General features: G+C 69.5%; 17 protein-coding genes. 7 read left to right on the forward strand and 10 right to left on the reverse strand.

What is annotated here, in order from left to right:
- Nucleotides 1-53: 53 nt before the first annotated feature.
- From rlmB to OH768_RS23865, 5 genes are all read right to left on the reverse strand, one after another.
- On the reverse strand, nt 54-995 hold the full coding sequence (rlmB, locus tag OH768_RS23845) for a 23S rRNA (guanosine(2251)-2'-O)-methyltransferase RlmB (RefSeq protein ID WP_406456729.1): 942 nt from the start codon (nt 993-995) through the stop codon (nt 54-56).
- Between the two features lie 110 nt (nt 996-1,105).
- Nucleotides 1,106-2,506, reverse strand: coding sequence for a cysteine--tRNA ligase (cysS, locus tag OH768_RS23850; protein ID WP_406456731.1), 1,401 nt, complete (start codon nt 2,504-2,506; stop codon nt 1,106-1,108).
- A 111-nt stretch (nt 2,507-2,617) separates the two neighbouring features.
- Entirely contained in the window at nt 2,618-3,112 is a 495-nt protein-coding gene (gene ispF, locus OH768_RS23855; protein ID WP_406456733.1) for a 2-C-methyl-D-erythritol 2,4-cyclodiphosphate synthase, read from the reverse strand.
- A complete protein-coding gene (ispD, locus tag OH768_RS23860) occupies nt 3,102-3,854 on the reverse strand; it encodes a 2-C-methyl-D-erythritol 4-phosphate cytidylyltransferase (protein ID WP_406456735.1) in 753 nt (250 codons plus the stop codon). The genes ispF and ispD overlap by 11 nt, the downstream gene beginning before the upstream one ends.
- 261 nt (nt 3,855-4,115) lie before the next feature.
- On the reverse strand, nt 4,116-4,598 hold the full coding sequence (locus tag OH768_RS23865; protein ID WP_003953493.1) for a CarD family transcriptional regulator: 483 nt from the start codon (nt 4,596-4,598) through the stop codon (nt 4,116-4,118).
- Between the two features lie 589 nt (nt 4,599-5,187).
- On the opposite strand from OH768_RS23865, the gene OH768_RS23870 reads away from it, so the two are divergent.
- Nucleotides 5,188-5,823, forward strand: coding sequence for a DUF461 domain-containing protein (locus OH768_RS23870; protein WP_406456737.1), 636 nt, complete (start codon nt 5,188-5,190; stop codon nt 5,821-5,823).
- 100 nt (nt 5,824-5,923) lie between these two features.
- Here OH768_RS23870 and OH768_RS23875 read toward each other — a convergent pair whose 3' ends face one another.
- Both OH768_RS23875 and OH768_RS23880 read right to left on the reverse strand, forming a co-directional pair.
- Nucleotides 5,924-6,604, reverse strand: a complete 681-nt coding sequence (locus tag OH768_RS23875) for a response regulator transcription factor (protein ID WP_009340348.1) — start codon at nt 6,602-6,604, stop codon at nt 5,924-5,926.
- A complete protein-coding gene (locus OH768_RS23880) occupies nt 6,601-7,905 on the reverse strand; it encodes a sensor histidine kinase (protein WP_406456739.1) in 1,305 nt (434 codons plus the stop codon). The genes OH768_RS23875 and OH768_RS23880 overlap by 4 nt, the downstream gene beginning before the upstream one ends.
- Nucleotides 7,906-8,135: 230 nt before the next feature.
- Between OH768_RS23880 and phoU the strand changes: the two genes are divergently transcribed.
- The 5 genes from phoU to OH768_RS23905 all read left to right on the forward strand — a co-directional run bounded on the left by phoU (nt 8,136) and on the right by OH768_RS23905 (nt 11,485).
- On the forward strand, nt 8,136-8,825 hold the full coding sequence (phoU, locus tag OH768_RS23885; RefSeq protein ID WP_200712019.1) for a phosphate signaling complex protein PhoU: 690 nt from the start codon (nt 8,136-8,138) through the stop codon (nt 8,823-8,825).
- A gap of 115 nt (nt 8,826-8,940) precedes the next feature.
- Complete coding sequence (locus OH768_RS23890; RefSeq protein ID WP_019072373.1) at nt 8,941-9,099, forward strand: hypothetical protein; 159 nt, start codon at nt 8,941-8,943, stop codon at nt 9,097-9,099.
- A gap of 253 nt (nt 9,100-9,352) precedes the next feature.
- Nucleotides 9,353-9,601 (forward strand): SCO4226 family nickel-binding protein, encoded by a 249-nt coding sequence (locus tag OH768_RS23895; protein ID WP_406456742.1) that lies wholly within the window; start codon nt 9,353-9,355, stop codon nt 9,599-9,601.
- A gap of 161 nt (nt 9,602-9,762) precedes the next feature.
- Nucleotides 9,763-9,948, forward strand: coding sequence for a hypothetical protein (locus OH768_RS23900; protein ID WP_406456744.1), 186 nt, complete (start codon nt 9,763-9,765; stop codon nt 9,946-9,948).
- Between the two features lie 157 nt (nt 9,949-10,105).
- Nucleotides 10,106-11,485 carry a S8 family serine peptidase gene (locus tag OH768_RS23905; RefSeq protein ID WP_406456746.1) on the forward strand — a complete coding sequence of 460 codons (1,380 nt, stop codon included), beginning with the start codon at nt 10,106-10,108 and terminating at the stop codon, nt 11,483-11,485.
- 92 nt (nt 11,486-11,577) lie between these two features.
- Here OH768_RS23905 and OH768_RS23910 read toward each other — a convergent pair whose 3' ends face one another.
- Complete coding sequence (locus tag OH768_RS23910) at nt 11,578-11,901, reverse strand: hypothetical protein (protein WP_406456747.1); 324 nt, start codon at nt 11,899-11,901, stop codon at nt 11,578-11,580.
- Nucleotides 11,902-11,946: 45 nt separating this feature from the next.
- Nucleotides 11,947-12,708 (reverse strand): phosphoglyceromutase, encoded by a 762-nt coding sequence (locus tag OH768_RS23915; RefSeq protein ID WP_406456749.1) that lies wholly within the window; start codon nt 12,706-12,708, stop codon nt 11,947-11,949.
- A 165-nt stretch (nt 12,709-12,873) separates the two neighbouring features.
- On the opposite strand from OH768_RS23915, the gene OH768_RS23920 reads away from it, so the two are divergent.
- Entirely contained in the window at nt 12,874-14,136 is a 1,263-nt protein-coding gene (locus tag OH768_RS23920) for an MDR family MFS transporter (RefSeq protein WP_406456751.1), read from the forward strand.
- 107 nt (nt 14,137-14,243) lie between these two features.
- Here OH768_RS23920 and OH768_RS23925 read toward each other — a convergent pair whose 3' ends face one another.
- Entirely contained in the window at nt 14,244-14,468 is a 225-nt protein-coding gene (locus OH768_RS23925) for a hypothetical protein (protein ID WP_406456753.1), read from the reverse strand.
- Nucleotides 14,469-14,569: the final 101 nt, after the last annotated feature.

Consider the following 14,569-nt stretch of genomic DNA (forward strand, 5'->3'; position numbering starts at 1 on the left):
CCGCCAGATTGCCCCGAGTGGGTGACTGCGCCGAACATCCGTACAGCTACGACTCAGTTACGGCGACGGGCCGCCTCGTAGAGCACGATCCCGGCCGCCACACCCGCGTTCAGCGACTCCGCGCCACCCGGCATCGGAATCCGCACCCGGTAGTCGCAGGTCTCGCCGACGAGGCGGGACAGGCCCTTGCCCTCGCTGCCCACGACGATGACCACCGGGCCTTCCAGGGCGGGGAGTTCGCCGATCTCGGCCTCTCCGTCGGCGGCCAGGCCGACGACCGCGATACCGGCCTTCTTGTACGCCTCCAGCGCGCGCGTCAGGTTCGTGGCGCGGGCGACGGGCGTACGGGCCGCAGTACCGGCCGACGTCTTCCAGGCACCCGCGGTCATGCCGGCCGCGCGCCGCTCGGGCACGAGGACGCCGTGGCCGCCGAACGCGGAGACGGAGCGGACGATCGCGCCGAGGTTGCGCGGGTCGGTCACCCCGTCGAGGGCGACGATCAGCGGGTCCTCGCCCTTGTCGTAGGCCGCGTTGGCGAGGTCCTCGGCGTGCGCGTACTCGTACGGCGGGACCTGGAGGACCAGGCCCTGGTGGTTGAGGCCGTTGGTCATGCGGTCCAGCTCGGGGCGCGGGGCCTCCATGAGGTGGACGCCACCGCGCTCGGCGACCAGCTGGAGCGCCTCGCGCACCCGCTCGTCGTTGTCGATGAACTGCTGGACGTAGAGCGTGACCGCCGGGACGCCCTCGCGCAGCGCCTCGACGACCGGGTTGCGGCCGACGACCATCTCGGACGTGCCCTTGCCGCCACGCCCGCGCGCGACCGGGCGGCGCTGGACCTGCTTGGCCTTGGCGTTGGCGACGCGGTTCTTCTTGTGCCCCTTGCGCGCCTCGGCGGGCGGGGTGGGGCCCTTGCCTTCCAGGCCCCGGCGCCGCTGGCCGCCACTGCCGACCTGCGCGCCCTTCTTGCCGGACATGCGGCGGTTGTTGGCTGCCATGACCTACCTGTCTGTTCAGAGTCGTATCAAAAGTCTGTGGACGTACGTCTATGCAGTGTGCCGCCCGGAGGGCCGGGCGGCACAGTCGATCTTCGTTGACCGGGGTGGGTTCAGCGTGGGCCGAGGGTCCAGCGGGGGCCCTGCGGGCCGTCCTCGATGACCAGGCCGGACTGGTTGAGCTGGTCGCGGATGGCGTCCGCGGTGCCCCAGTCCTTACGGCCCCGGGCGGCCTCGCGCTGGTCGAGGACCATGCGGACCAGGGTGTCGACGACGCCGTGGAGGTCCTCGCCGCGGTCGGTCTCGCCGGCCCACTGCGGGTCCAGCGGGTCCAGGCCGAGGACGCCGAGCATGGCGCGCACCTCGGCGAGACGCGCGACGGCGGCTTCCTTGTCGTCGGCGGCCAGCGCGCTGTTGCCCTGCCGGACCGTGGTGTGCACGACGGCGAGCGCCTGCGGCACGCCCAGGTCGTCGTCCATCGCCTCGGCGAACGCCGGCGGCACCTCGGCCGCGGGCTCGACGACTCCCCCGGCCTTCTCCACGACCCGCTGCACGAAGCCCTCGATCCGCGCGAACGCGGACTCGGCCTCGCGCAGGGCCTCCTCGCTGTACTCGATCATCGAGCGGTAGTGCGGGGTGCCGAGGTAGTAGCGCAGCACGATCGGCCGCCACACCTTGACCATCTCGCTGACCAGCACGCTGTTGCCGAGCGACTTCGACATCTTCTCGCCGCTCATGGTGACCCAGGCGTTGTGCACCCAGTACTGCGCGAAGTCGTCGCCGTAGGCCTTGGCCTGGGCGATCTCGTTCTCGTGGTGCGGGAAGATCAGGTCGAGGCCGCCGCCGTGGATGTCGAAGGCGGGGCCCAGGTACTTGTGCGCCATCGCCGAGCACTCCAGGTGCCAGCCCGGCCGGCCGCGGCCCCACGGGGTCTCCCAGTCGGGCTCGCCCGGCTTGGTCGCCTTCCACATGGCGAAGTCGCGCGGGTCGCGTTTGCCGGTGATGCCTTCCTCGGAGGGCTGGCGCAGGTCGTCGATGTCCTGGTTCGACAGCTGCAGATAGTCCGGGTACGAGCGCACGTCGAAGTAGACGCTGCCGTCGGCCTCGTAGGCGTGCCCGCGCTCGATGAGCCCGCGCATCATCTCGATCATCTCGGGCACATGGCCGGTCGCGCGCGGTTCGTACGTCGGCGGGAGGCAGCCGAGTGCCTGGTAGCCGTCGTTGAACGCGCGCTCGTTCTCGTAGCCGATCGCCCACCAAGGGCGGCCCTGGTCACGGGACTTGGCGATGATCTTGTCGTCGATGTCGGTGACGTTGCGGATGAACGTGACGTCGTAGCCGCGGTGTTCGAACCAGCGGCGCAGGATGTCGAAGTTCAGGCCCGAGCGGATGTGGCCGATGTGCGGGGCGGCCTGCACGGTGGCACCACACAGGTAGATCGAGACACAGCCCGCTGTGAGCGGGGTGAAGTCGCGAATCTGCCGGGTGCTGGTGTCGTACAGGCGAATGGTCACGGTACAAGGGTAGTGGGCGGTACAGGGTGCGCGGGACCGTATGTCGGGTACCGGCCGGTGGGGGCTGGTCGCGCAGTTCCCCGCGCCCCTGAAAACCAAAGGTTGGGCCGCTCAACCGTGTTTGACCACCAGCGCCGTTGCCACCGCCATCAAGCCCTCGTCGCGCCCCGGGAAGCCCAAGCCGTCCGTTGTCGCCCCGGACACGGACACCGGAGCACCCGCCGCCTCCGACAGCAGCTTCTGTGCCTCGTCCCGGCGCTTGCCGATCTTCGGGCGCGGCCCTACGACCTGTACGGCGACGTTGCCAATGGTGAAGCCCGCCTCGCGGACGATTCTCGCGGCCTCCGTCAGCAGGGTGACGCCGGATGCGCCCGACCACTCGGGGCGGCCGGTACCGAAGTGCTGGCCCAGATCACCGAGCCCCGCCGCCGAGAACAGCGCGTTGCAGGCCGCGTGGGCGACGACGTCCGCGTCGGAGTGGCCGGCCAGGCCCGGGCCCTCGCCTTCCCACTTGAGACCGGCGCACCACAGGTCGCGGCCCTCCTCGAAGGCGTGGATGTCGGTGCCGATGCCGACCTGCGGCAGTGGGTACGGGTCAGAAGCCATCGTTGAGCCTCCTGCGGGCGAGGACCGCCTCCGCGAGGACCAGGTCCAGGGGGCGGGTGACCTTGAAGGCCTCCTCGTGGCCGGGGACGACCACGACCGTCAGGCCGAGCTGCTCGACCATGCTCGCGTCGTCGGTGACGTTGTCCGTGACCTTCTCGTGGGCGCGGACGAGCGTGGCGCGGTCGAAGCCCTGCGGGGTCTGTACGGCGCGGAGGCGGGCCCGCTCGGGGGTGGCGACCACCGGCTCCGGGTCGCCGGGGTGCGCGGCCGGCTCGACTTCCTTGACGGTGTCGGCGAGGGGCAGCGCCGGTACTACGGCGGGAGCCCCGTCCCGTACGGCCTCGATGACCGCGTCGACCGTGTCGACCGGGACGAGGGGCCGGGCCGCGTCGTGGACGAGGACGACGTCGTAGCCGGGGGGCAGCGCGTCCAGGCCGAGCTTCACGGACTCCTGGCGGGTCTCGCCGCCGGGGACGACCAGGAAGTCGGTGCGCTCGGGCAGCGCGTGCGCGTCGAGGAGGGTCTTGACCTCGGGGGCGCCGTCGGGCGGGGCCACGACGACGACCAGGGAGACCGCGCGGGACGCGGCGAGTGCGCGGATCGCGTGGATGAGCATGGGGGTGCCGTTCAGCGCGCGTAGCGCTTTGGGGGCGCCCGGGCCGAGGCGTACGCCCCGTCCGGCGGCCGGGATCACGGCGGCGACGGAGGACTGCGCTTGCGAAGAGCGCGAATCGTCAGACATCGGTTCCTGTCAGGTTTGTGTGCTCGACCTACGTGGGTATGGCCTGAGGAGTGCCGGGCACGACGCCTTGACCGGACCCTTCCGTGACACCGGTCGAGCCTGCTGCCCGGGCCCGGCACACCATTATCGGGGGACGTTTCTCCGGCGTTCGACGAAGCCGCGAATTTCCCCCGAACATGCCGAAGCGCCCGGCGACAGGCGGGCTGTCATCGGGCACCACGGCATTTCAGTGTGCTGAGCAGGGCGTACCAGTCGCCTGCGTCAGGACGCGAGAACCTCGTCGAGCAGAGCCTCGGCCTTGTCCTCGTTCGTGTTCTCCGCGAGCGCGAGCTCACTCACCAGGATCTGGCGAGCCTTGGCGAGCATGCGCTTCTCACCTGCGGAGAGTCCGCGCTCGCGCTCACGACGCCACAGGTCACGGACGACTTCCGCGACCTTGATGACATCGCCGGAGGCGAGCTTCTCCAGATTTGCCTTGTAACGACGCGACCAGTTCGTGGGCTCCTCGGCGTACGGAGCGCGCAGCACCTCGAAGACCCGGTCCAGCCCGTCCTGACCGACCACATCACGTACGCCGACGAACTCCGCATTGTCCGCTGGCACACGCACCGTCAGGTCACCCTGGGCGACCTTCAGCACCAAGTAGGTCTTGTCCACGCCTTTGATCTGGCGAGTTTCGATAGCCTCGATCAGCGCGGCCCCGTGATGGGGATAGACCACGGTGTCGCCAACCTTGAACGTCATGTGACAGGTACCCCTTCCGTGGCTATCCAGGGTAACACGGAAACTGCGTGTTCTGAATGGCGTTTTCGCAGGTCAGGGCATATCTCGGGGCTTGACAACAGCAACAGGAACGTGCTGCGGAGGCCGAGCGGAAGAGGGTATTCGCAGGTCGGAGCGGCTCTCCGGGCGAGGTGAAACGCGTACGTTACACACATCCGGAGGCGCCTCCAAGTGGACGAACGTCCCCAAATGTCTGGTTCCAAGTGCTCGACTTCCGCTACTCCGTTCGGCGCGCGGAGCCCGGTGCGAGGCGAATCCGGAATTGATCACCGAGGTGGCATGGAACGGCCGGTGATCAATTCTTCGAGGTGTCCTGCATTCTTCACGGAAAATCCGCCGACGGACGGCTGAGCTGCTTATGTGAATGCCGGACGAGTGCCGGGCACAAGTGACCCGCGAGTCACTTGTGGCACACGGGTACCCGGTTGGGGGAGGGTCGGGTGCGGTGGCGCGGGAACGGCTCGGTAACCTAAGGCCGCTGACAGACACTTAGGGCGGCTTTATTCGGGAGTCGCCCTGCTCCGCCCACGTTCAAGGAGTAGCCGCCGCCGTGAGCAGCAGCCTTCGACGCGGCGCCCTCGCCGCCGCCGCCATCGCGTTCTCGATCGCCTCGCTCGCCGCGTGCGGTGCCGGCAACGACGCCCAGACGCTTGAGGTCAAGCCGGACAACGCGGCCGTCTCCGTCGGCGTCATCAAGGTGCAGAACGCACTCGTCATCACCCAGCCCATCACCGACTCCAGCCCCCAGCCCTCGGGCCCGGCGGTGATCTCCGCGACCCTGTTCAACACCGGCAAGGACCCCCAGACCCTGGACTCGGTCAGCGTCGACGGCGTCGGCACGGCCACGCTCACCCCCGCCAAGGGCAAGGGCAAGCTGGTCGTCCCCGCCTTCGGCTCGCTCGTCCTGGGCGGCAAGGGCAACGCCTCCGCCGCGCTGACCGACGCCGGCACCGGCCTGGAGGACGGCAACGCCCAGAAGGTCACCTTCACCCTCAGCACGACCGGCGCGGTGAGCCTGAGCGCGTTCGTCGTCCCGGCCGACAGCTACTTCACCAAGTGGGGCCCGACCGCGATCCCCACCGCGACCACCTCCGCCTCGCCGAAGCCCGGCAAGAGCACGTCGGTCACGCCGTCCGACTCCGCCTCCGAGAGCACCACGGCGACGGCTACGGCCTCCGCCGGCTGAGCAGCGGCCGTAGCAACAGTCGTATCGCTACGACGAAGGGCGGGACCTCTCCGTGAGGTCCCGCCCTTCGTCGTAGCGCCGATAAGAAGGTGATCGCGGTTTACGGCTCAAACTTGTAGCCGAGGCCGCGCACCGTCACCAGGTAGCGCGGCGCGCCCGGGTCCGGCTCGATCTTGGCGCGGAGGCGCTTGACGTGGACGTCGAGGGTCTTGGTGTCGCCCACGTAGTCGGCGCCCCAGACGCGGTCGATGAGCTGCATGCGGGTCAGTACGCGGCCCGCGTTGCGCAGGAGCATCTCCAGCAGGTCGAACTCCTTGAGCGGCAGGTCGACCTTGGAGCCGGAGACCGTGACCACGTGGCGATCCACGTCCATGCGGACCGGACCTGCCTCGAGGGCGGCCGGGGTGACCTCCTCGGGCTCGCCGCGGCGGCGCAGGACGGCCCGGATACGGGCGACCAGTTCACGGGACGAGAAGGGCTTGGTGACGTAGTCATCGGCTCCTATTTCCAGGCCTACGACCTTGTCGATCTCGCTGTCCTTGGCCGTCACCATGATCACGGGGACGTTGGAGCGGCCGCGCAGCTGGCGGCAGACCTCCGTGCCGGGCAGCCCCGGCAGCATCAGATCGAGCAGGACGAGATCGGCGCCGTTGCGCTCGAACTCGTCGAGTCCGTCGGGCCCGGTGGTCGCAATGGCGACCTCGAAGCCCTCCTTGCGGAGCATGTACGACAGGGCGTCGGAGAAGGACTCCTCGTCCTCGACGACGAGCACTCGGGTCACGGAAGGACCTCCGGGGCGGGAAGCGGTTCGTACGGGGATGGATAAGGGGACGCCTCGGCCTCGTCGTCGAGGTCGGGGTGCTGGTGGGCACGGTCGCGGGCCGCACCCGCCTCCGGCAGCCGCAGGGTGAACGTGGAGCCCTGTCCCTCGGAGCTCCACACCGTGACCTCCCCGCCGTGCGAGGCGGCCACGTGCTTGACGATCGCCAGCCCGAGACCCGTACCGCCGGTGGCCCGCGAGCGGGCCGGGTCGACACGGTAGAAGCGCTCGAACACGCGCTCCTTGTCCTTCTCGGATATCCCGATGCCCTGGTCGGTGACGGCGACCTCGATGTGGTCGCCGCCGGGCGCGGTCACCCGGCGGGCGGCTATGCCGACACGGGTGCGGGCGGGCGAGTAGTTGACGGCGTTCTCGACCAGGTTGCCGAGGGCGGCGGCCAACTGGCCGCGGTTGCCCCAGACGTGCAGGTCGGCGGTGCCGCCCGCCCGTCTCCCGCCACCACCCTGATCGAGCCCTTCGGGCGCCCCCACACTCGCAGCCATGGTGATCTGCTTGGTGCCGGCCTGGTGCCGGCAGCGGTCGATGGCCTCGGCGACGAGTTCGTCGACGCGCACCGGTTCGGCGTCTTCGAGGGGGTCGTCGTTCTGGACCCGTGACAGGTCGATGAGCTCCTGCACGAGATTGGTCAGGCGCGTGGCCTCGATCTGCATCCGGCCGGCGAAGCGCTCCACCGCCTCAGGATCGTCGGAGGCGTCCATGACCGCCTCGGAAAGGAGGGAGAGGGCCCCGACCGGAGTCTTCAACTCATGGCTGACATTCGCCACGAAGTCACGTCGTACGGCCTCGATACGGCGGGCCTCGGTGAGGTCCTCCACGAGGAGCAGGACGAGCCGGGAGCCGAGCGGGGCCACACGTGCGGACACGGCGAGTGCCTCGCCGCGTCCGGTGCCCCGCCGGGGCAGATCCAGTTCGACCTGGCGTATCTCGCCGTCGCGCCGGGTGTCCCGGGCCATCTTGAGCATCGGGTCGACGGACAGTTTCCCGCCACGGACCAGTCCGAGGGCGTACGCCGCCGAGCTGGCCTTGACCACGGCGTCCGCTTCGTCGAGGACGACGGCCGAGGAACGGAGCACCGAGAGGACGGTGTCCACGCCCGGCGGAAGCACCGGGTCCGTGTGCAGGGAGGTCCTGGTCGGCCGTTTCTGGTCGCGTTCGCTCCAGCGGAACGCCAGCATGGCGATGACACCGGTGAGCACCCCGGCGATCGCTGCCGCTGCGGCGACCGCCGCGTTCACGTCCATGCCCCCAGGTTAGGCATGGGATACCTCCTGGCCACAGCCATCGGAGTGCGACCTCGAACACTCGTCGCCCAGAGTTCACCTTGGAGCCAGTATTGGTTCATTCGGGGTGGCGGAAACCGTCGCGTAGGAGCGGGAACGTGGGAGCGTGGGGTGGAAGGGCCGGTTTTTAGTCACACCGACGGGCCCGGGGCCCCTGAGCCCCCGAAGCGAACGTAGGAGAGGGAACCCTGATGCGGGACGCGTACCACGAGGAACTTGACTCGATCGGTGACGGTCTGGTGGAGATGGCCCGGCTGACCGGGTCGGCGATCGGGCGCGCCACGACGGCGATCCTGGACTCCGACCTGAAGCTGGCCGAGAGCGTCATCGAGGCCGACAAGAAGGTCGACGACCTCCAGCACGACCTGGAAGCACGGGCCATAGCCCTGCTGGCCCGGCAGCAGCCGGTGGCGACGGACCTGCGGATCGTCGTCACGTCCCTGCGTATGTCGGCCGACCTGGAGCGCTCCGGCGACCTCGCCCAGCACGTGGCGAAGCTGGCCCGGCTGCGCTTCCCGGACCGCGCGGTGCCGCACGACCTGCACGCGACCATCCTGGAGATGGGCCAGCTCGCCCAGCGCCTGATGGCCAAGGCGGCCGAGGTCATCATCACGAAGGACGTCGACCTGGCCCTCCAGCTGGAGCAGGACGACGACGCGATGGACCTGCTGCACCGCACCCTCTTCCAGCACCTGCTGGACGACAAGTGGAAGCACGGCATCGAGACCGCGGTCGACGTGACGCTGCTCGGCCGCTACTACGAGCGCTTCGCCGACCACGCGGTGTCGGTGGCGAAGCGCGTGGTGTTCCTGGTCACGGGTGAGCACGCGGACGAACTCCAGCCCGACATCCAGCCGGCGACGGGGGCCGAGGGGGCGTAGGCCCAGGTCGGGGGGCTCGCGGGGGAAGCCTCAATGCGCCGTTGATGCGCCCGCCGGAACGGGCATCCAATGGGCAGCATCCGATGGGCACAGGCACGAGCCTCCAGGAGGACCCATGGCCGAATCCCCCGCTACGACGACGCCGGACCCGACGCAGGAGCGCGAGACGCAGCAGCCCGCCGAGATCAAGAGCCTTCCGCTCTTCGGCGCCTGCGGCTGCGGCTCGGGCTGCGGATGCGGGTGCCAGTCGGGCAATCCCTGCCAGTGCGGCTGACCGCCGCCTGCTCCCGCCCGGAGGGGCCTCGGTGCTACGGCGCCGGGGCCCTCCGGCGTGCCCAGGGGTTGTTCCCGGCCACGGTGAGCAGGACGTCTGTGGTGGCCGGGAGGCTGTGGTAGCCGTCGGGCAGAGCCCGGGCGTCCCCGAACGGATGCCCCTCACCCTCCCCGTGCTCGTTCCGCACGGTAGCCCCGGCGGCCGTGGAAGCGCAGCATGGGGAGGGGGGAACAGCACAAGGAGGTGCGAAGCCATGGCTCAGTACATGGACGTACATCACGGAATGAAGGGCATCACGGCCGACCAGTTGATGGCGGCCCACAAGGCGGATCTCGCCGTGGAGAAGGGCGAGGGCGTCCACTTCGAGCGGGCCTGGGCGGATCCGGAGTCCGGGACCGTGTACTGCCTGTCGGAGGCCCCGTCGCCCGAGGCGGTCCAGCGTGTTCACGAGCGCGCGGGGCACCGGGCGGACGAGGTGCATCCGGTGCCGTACTCGATCTGACGCCGTACCCGGGGATGTTGGGGGGTGCCCCGGGGTGCGGTCAGCCCCACCCCCAACCGGGTGGGGCGCTCCATGGTGGGTGCGGGCGGACGAAGGCATCGTAGAAGCCAGTTGGCCACCCGGCCGATCTCCACGGATCGCCCGCCCGGAAGGAACGTCCCATGGAATCAAGGCAGTTCACCGACCCGGCCGAGGTCCCCGGCGAGAGCGCGCTCGCTCCGCTGCTGGCCGCGTGGGACCTGGCGCACCCCGCCGAGGGTGATCCCGAGTGGCGGCACCTGCTGGACGAGATCGCGCATCCCCGCACCACGGAGGCGTTCCGGCGGCTGGCCGGGGCCGCGGCCTGAGTAGACCCGTGCGCCCGGCAGAACCGTTCGGGCATTGGGTGCTGTTTGGGCAAAGGCTTCGGCATCGGCAGTTCAACTGACTTGTCCTGTGCATGTCTCACTGGATGAGATGCACGCAGACTATCGCGTGCAACTCACAATCATCCAGGGGGCATTCATGCACATAGCCCGCAACAGACGTGGCCTCGCGGCTTCCACGGCCGCCACCGCCACTCTCGCCGTAGCCGCACTGGCAACCGCCCCGCTGGCCGGCGTCAGCAGCGCCGCACCCGCCGCCGCACCGCAGACGAAGGCGATCCCGGCCATCACCGGACACACCCTCGCGCGCGACGTGCCGAGCCCGCTCTCCAGCGAGGAGTGCGAGGCCAAGTGGCAGATCGCCTGCTACAACCCGCTGCAGTACCGCACCGCGTACAACCTCAACTCCCTTTACAAGAAGGGCATCACGGGCAAGGGACGCACGATCGTCATCGTCGACTCGTTCGGGTCGCCGACGATCCAGCACGATCTCGACGTCTACAGCAAGCAGTTCGGCCTCCGCAGCACCAAGGTCAATGTGGTCAAGTGGGGCAAGGTCCCGGTCTTCGACCCGAAGAACGCCGACATGACCGGGTGGGCCGGCGAGAGCACCCTGGACGTCGAGATGGCCCACGCGGTCGCGCCCGACGCGAAGATCGTGCTCGTGGAAACGGCGGTCGCCGAGACCGAGGGCGTCACCGGTCTGCCCGAAATGATGGACGCCGAGAAGTACTTGATCGACCACGGCGTCGGCGACGTCATCACGCAGAGCTTCGGCGCCACCGAGAACACCTTCCCCGGCTTCGACCAGGGCGACTTCTCCAGCATCAAGAAGCTGCGCTACGCCTTCCAGGACGCCAACCGCAAGCACGTGACCGTCCTCGCCTCCTCCGGCGACGGCGGCGCCACCGACTACAACCTGGACGGCTCGGCCTTCTACGACAAGCCCGTCAACTCCTGGCCTTCCTCAGACCCGTTGGTCACGTCGATCGGCGGTACGCAGCTCCACCTGAACGACAAGGGCGAGCGCGTCACCCCGGACAGCGTCTACAACGACTACGGCGCGAGCGGCGGCGGCCAGTCCCACGTGTTCTCCCGCCCGTCCTTCCAGAACGGCGTGAAGAGCGTCGTCGGCACCCAGCGCGCCACGCCCGACGTGTCGATGGCCGCGGCGGTCAACGGCGGCGCCTGGGTCTACTCCAGCTACGACCCGACCGCGATCGGCTGGGACGTCTACGGCGGTACCAGCGAGGCCGGACCGCTCTTCTCGGGCATCGTCGCCCTCGCCGACCAGGCGGCCGGGCACCGCGTCGGCAACATCAACGAGGCGCTGTACGCGCTCGCGAAGCACGGCGCCAAGAGCAACGGCATCGTCGACGTGAACGACGGCACGAACAACACGTACGCGGGCGTGACCGGTTACACGGCCGGCAACGGCTACGACATGGCGACGGGCGTGGGCACGGTGGACGCGCTGCGCTTCGTTCCGGCGCTGGCGAAGGCGAGCCGGCGGCGCTGAGGCGCTGCGGGGTCTCCTGAACTCCCTTACGAGCGGCCCGGGTTCGCATCGGATGCGAACCCGGGCCGTCCGCGTCCCCGGGCGGGGGGTGTTCATTCGAGGGTGCGAAGAGCTCGTCGTCGGTGGGAGTGACGTGCGACCCGGAGGACCAGGACCACCGTCGTGACCGCCAGTACGAGGTTGAGGGTGTCCATGGTCATGACGACGGCGTGGGACGCGTGCAGCAGCGCCGGCAGGTTGGAGGCGATCATTCCCAACCCCAGCAGCAAGGGGAGCCACGCCCAGAAAAAGCGCGTGCCCCGAACAGGCCCGGCTCCCTTGAGCGCCTTGGCCCGCTCCCACCACCGACCGCCTAGTGCCATCAGGACCAGCAGGCATCCCATGGCGACTACAGACCAGTCCATGAACTGCTGCATCGCCGCTCCCCCAAATCGCTTGTTTTCGAGTGTAGTTGGGGGGCTCTACTTCTTCTTGCCCTGGTTCTTGACCGCCTCGATCGCGGCCGCGGCCGCGTCCGGGTCGAGGTACGTGCCGCCGGGGTTGAGCGGCTTGAAGGATGCGTCGAGTTCGTACGACAGCGGGATGCCCGTCGGGATGTTCAGGCCCGAGATGTCGGCGTCGGAGATGCCGTCGAGGTGCTTGACCAGGGCGCGGAGGGAGTTGCCGTGGGCGGCGACCAGGACCGTGCGGCCGGCCAGGAGGTCGGGGACGATGCCGTCGTACCAGTAGGGGAGCATGCGGACGACGACGTCCTTCAGGCACTCCGTGCGGGGGCGCAGCTCCGGGGGGATGGAGGCGTAGCGCGGGTCCGCGGACTGGGAGAACTCCGTGCCGTCCTCGAGGGGCGGGGGCGGGGTGTCGTAGGAACGGCGCCACAGCATGAACTGCTCCTCGCCGAACTCCGCGAGGGTCTGCGCCTTGTCCTTGCCCTGGAGGGCGCCGTAGTGGCGCTCGTTCAGGCGCCAGCTGCGGTGGACCGGGATCCAGTGGCGGTCCGCGGCCTCCAGCGAAAGCTGGGCCGTGCGGATCGCCCGCTTCTGGAGGGACGTGTGAACGACGTCGGGGAGGAGGTCGGCGTCCTTCAGGAGTTCGCCACCGCGGACCGCCTCCTTCTCGCCCTTCTCGTTCAGATTGACGTCCACCCAGCCGGTGAACAGGTTCTTCGCGTTCCACTCGCTCTCGCCGTGGCGGAGGAGGATCAGCTTGTACGGTGCGTCGGCCATGCCTCAGAGCGTAATCCACGCATTCGGGCCACGGTCGGGTGCCCGCCTCCCCGTCCGACAGTTGACGGCTTCTGTTAATTGAGTGGCTCGCACGAGAGCCCCCTTCGTAAGTTGTGAGTGGCGCATGAGCCGCTTACACACCCGTCCGACCGTGGGGGATCCACCATGTCACTCGCCGCCCTGAGACGCGCCGCCCGGGAAACCGTCTCCGGTCTGCCCCGCGAGTTCTGGTGGCTGTGGACCAGCACCCTCGTCAACAGGCTCGGGGCGTTCGTCGCGACCTTCATGGCCCTGTACCTGACGCTCGACCGCGGCTACTCCGCCACCTACGCCGGTCTCGTCGCCTCGCTGCACGGGCTCGGCGGGGTCGTCTCGTCCATCGGCGCGGGCGTGATGACCGACCGGCTGGGACGCCGCCCGACCCTCCTCATCGCCCAGTCCGCGACCGCCCTCTCCGTCGCCGTCCTCGGCTTCGTGCACGACCCGGTCTCCATCGCCGGCGTCGCCTTCCTCGTCGGCATGGCGAGCAACGCCTCCCGCCCGGCCGTCCAGGCGATGATGGCCGACATCGTCCGCCCCGAGGACCGCGTCCGCGCGTTCTCGCTCAACTACTGGGCCATCAACCTCGGCTTCGCCGTCTCCTCCATGGCCGCGGGATTCATCGCCGAGTTCAGCTACCGCGCCGGGTTCCTGATCGAGGCGGGGATGACGGCGCTGTGTGCGGTCGTCGTCTTCCTCAAGCTGCCCGAGTCACGGCCGGTCGCCACGGGTGCCGAGAAGGCCGCGGACGACGCCGTCGGGCTCGGGACCGTACTGCGCGACGGGCGGTTCATGAGCGTCGTAGGACTGTCCTTCCTCGTCGCGCTCGTCTTCCAGCAGGGCTCGGTCGGACTGCCGGTCGCGATGGGCGAGGCCGGGTTCACCCCCGCCGACTACGGCACCGCGATCGCCGTCAACGGCTTCCTCATCGTCGCCCTCCAGATCCCGGTCACCCGGCTCATCGAACACCGCGACGCCAAGCGGCTGTTGGTCGTCTCCTCGCTCCTCGCGGGCTACGGCTTCGGGCTCACCGCGTTCGCCGGCTCGGTCGGCGTCTTCGCGCTCACGGTGTGCGGGTGGACCCTGGGTGAGATGATCAACGCCCCGACCCAGACGGGGCTCGTCGTCCGGCTCTCGCCGGTCCAGGGACGTGGGCGCTACCAGGGCATGTACACCCTGTCCTGGGCCGTGGCCGCCCTCGTCGCACCGCTGATGTCCGGCTTCGTCATCGATCGGTTCGGAGCGGAGTGGCTGTGGGGGATGTGCGCGGTCGTCGGGACGGGGGCCGCGGTGGGGTACGGCGCACTGATGCGACGGCTGCCGGCGAGCGGGGCAGCAGCCGTCGGGCCCTCTGCCGCCGCCGCGAAACCGGAGGTCAGCGCGGCCTGACGGCCCTCCGATGGCACGCCTACGCCAACGACGAGCCCCCACCTGCACTTCTTCTGCCGGTAGGGGGCTCGTCGTGGTGACCGGCGATGACCGCCGATGGGCGTCGGTCAGTAGCCGACGTTCACGCCGACGTTGTGGGGGAGCGCAGAGAGGGTGCCGCCGAGGCTGCCCAGGGCAGTCGCCTTGACCGAGTCGACCTCGGCGAGGAGGTCCGCGCTGCTGAGGGTCGTCGAGCCGACGGTGACGCCGATCTGCGGGCTCACGCCGCCGGAGACGGTGTCGAGCTCGGCGTCGGAGATCTCGAGGGTCTGAACCTGGGGAGCGGAGTTCATGGGGTAACTGCCCTTCGCATGGTGATCCACAATGGGGATGCGGTCCCGCTGGGGGACAGACTGCGGGCCGCGATGCGCAGGATCAAACCACGCGAGGTGAG

The organism is Streptomyces sp. NBC_01622, from assembly GCF_045209635.1.
Taxonomy (GTDB): Bacteria; Actinomycetota; Actinomycetes; order Streptomycetales; family Streptomycetaceae; genus Streptomyces.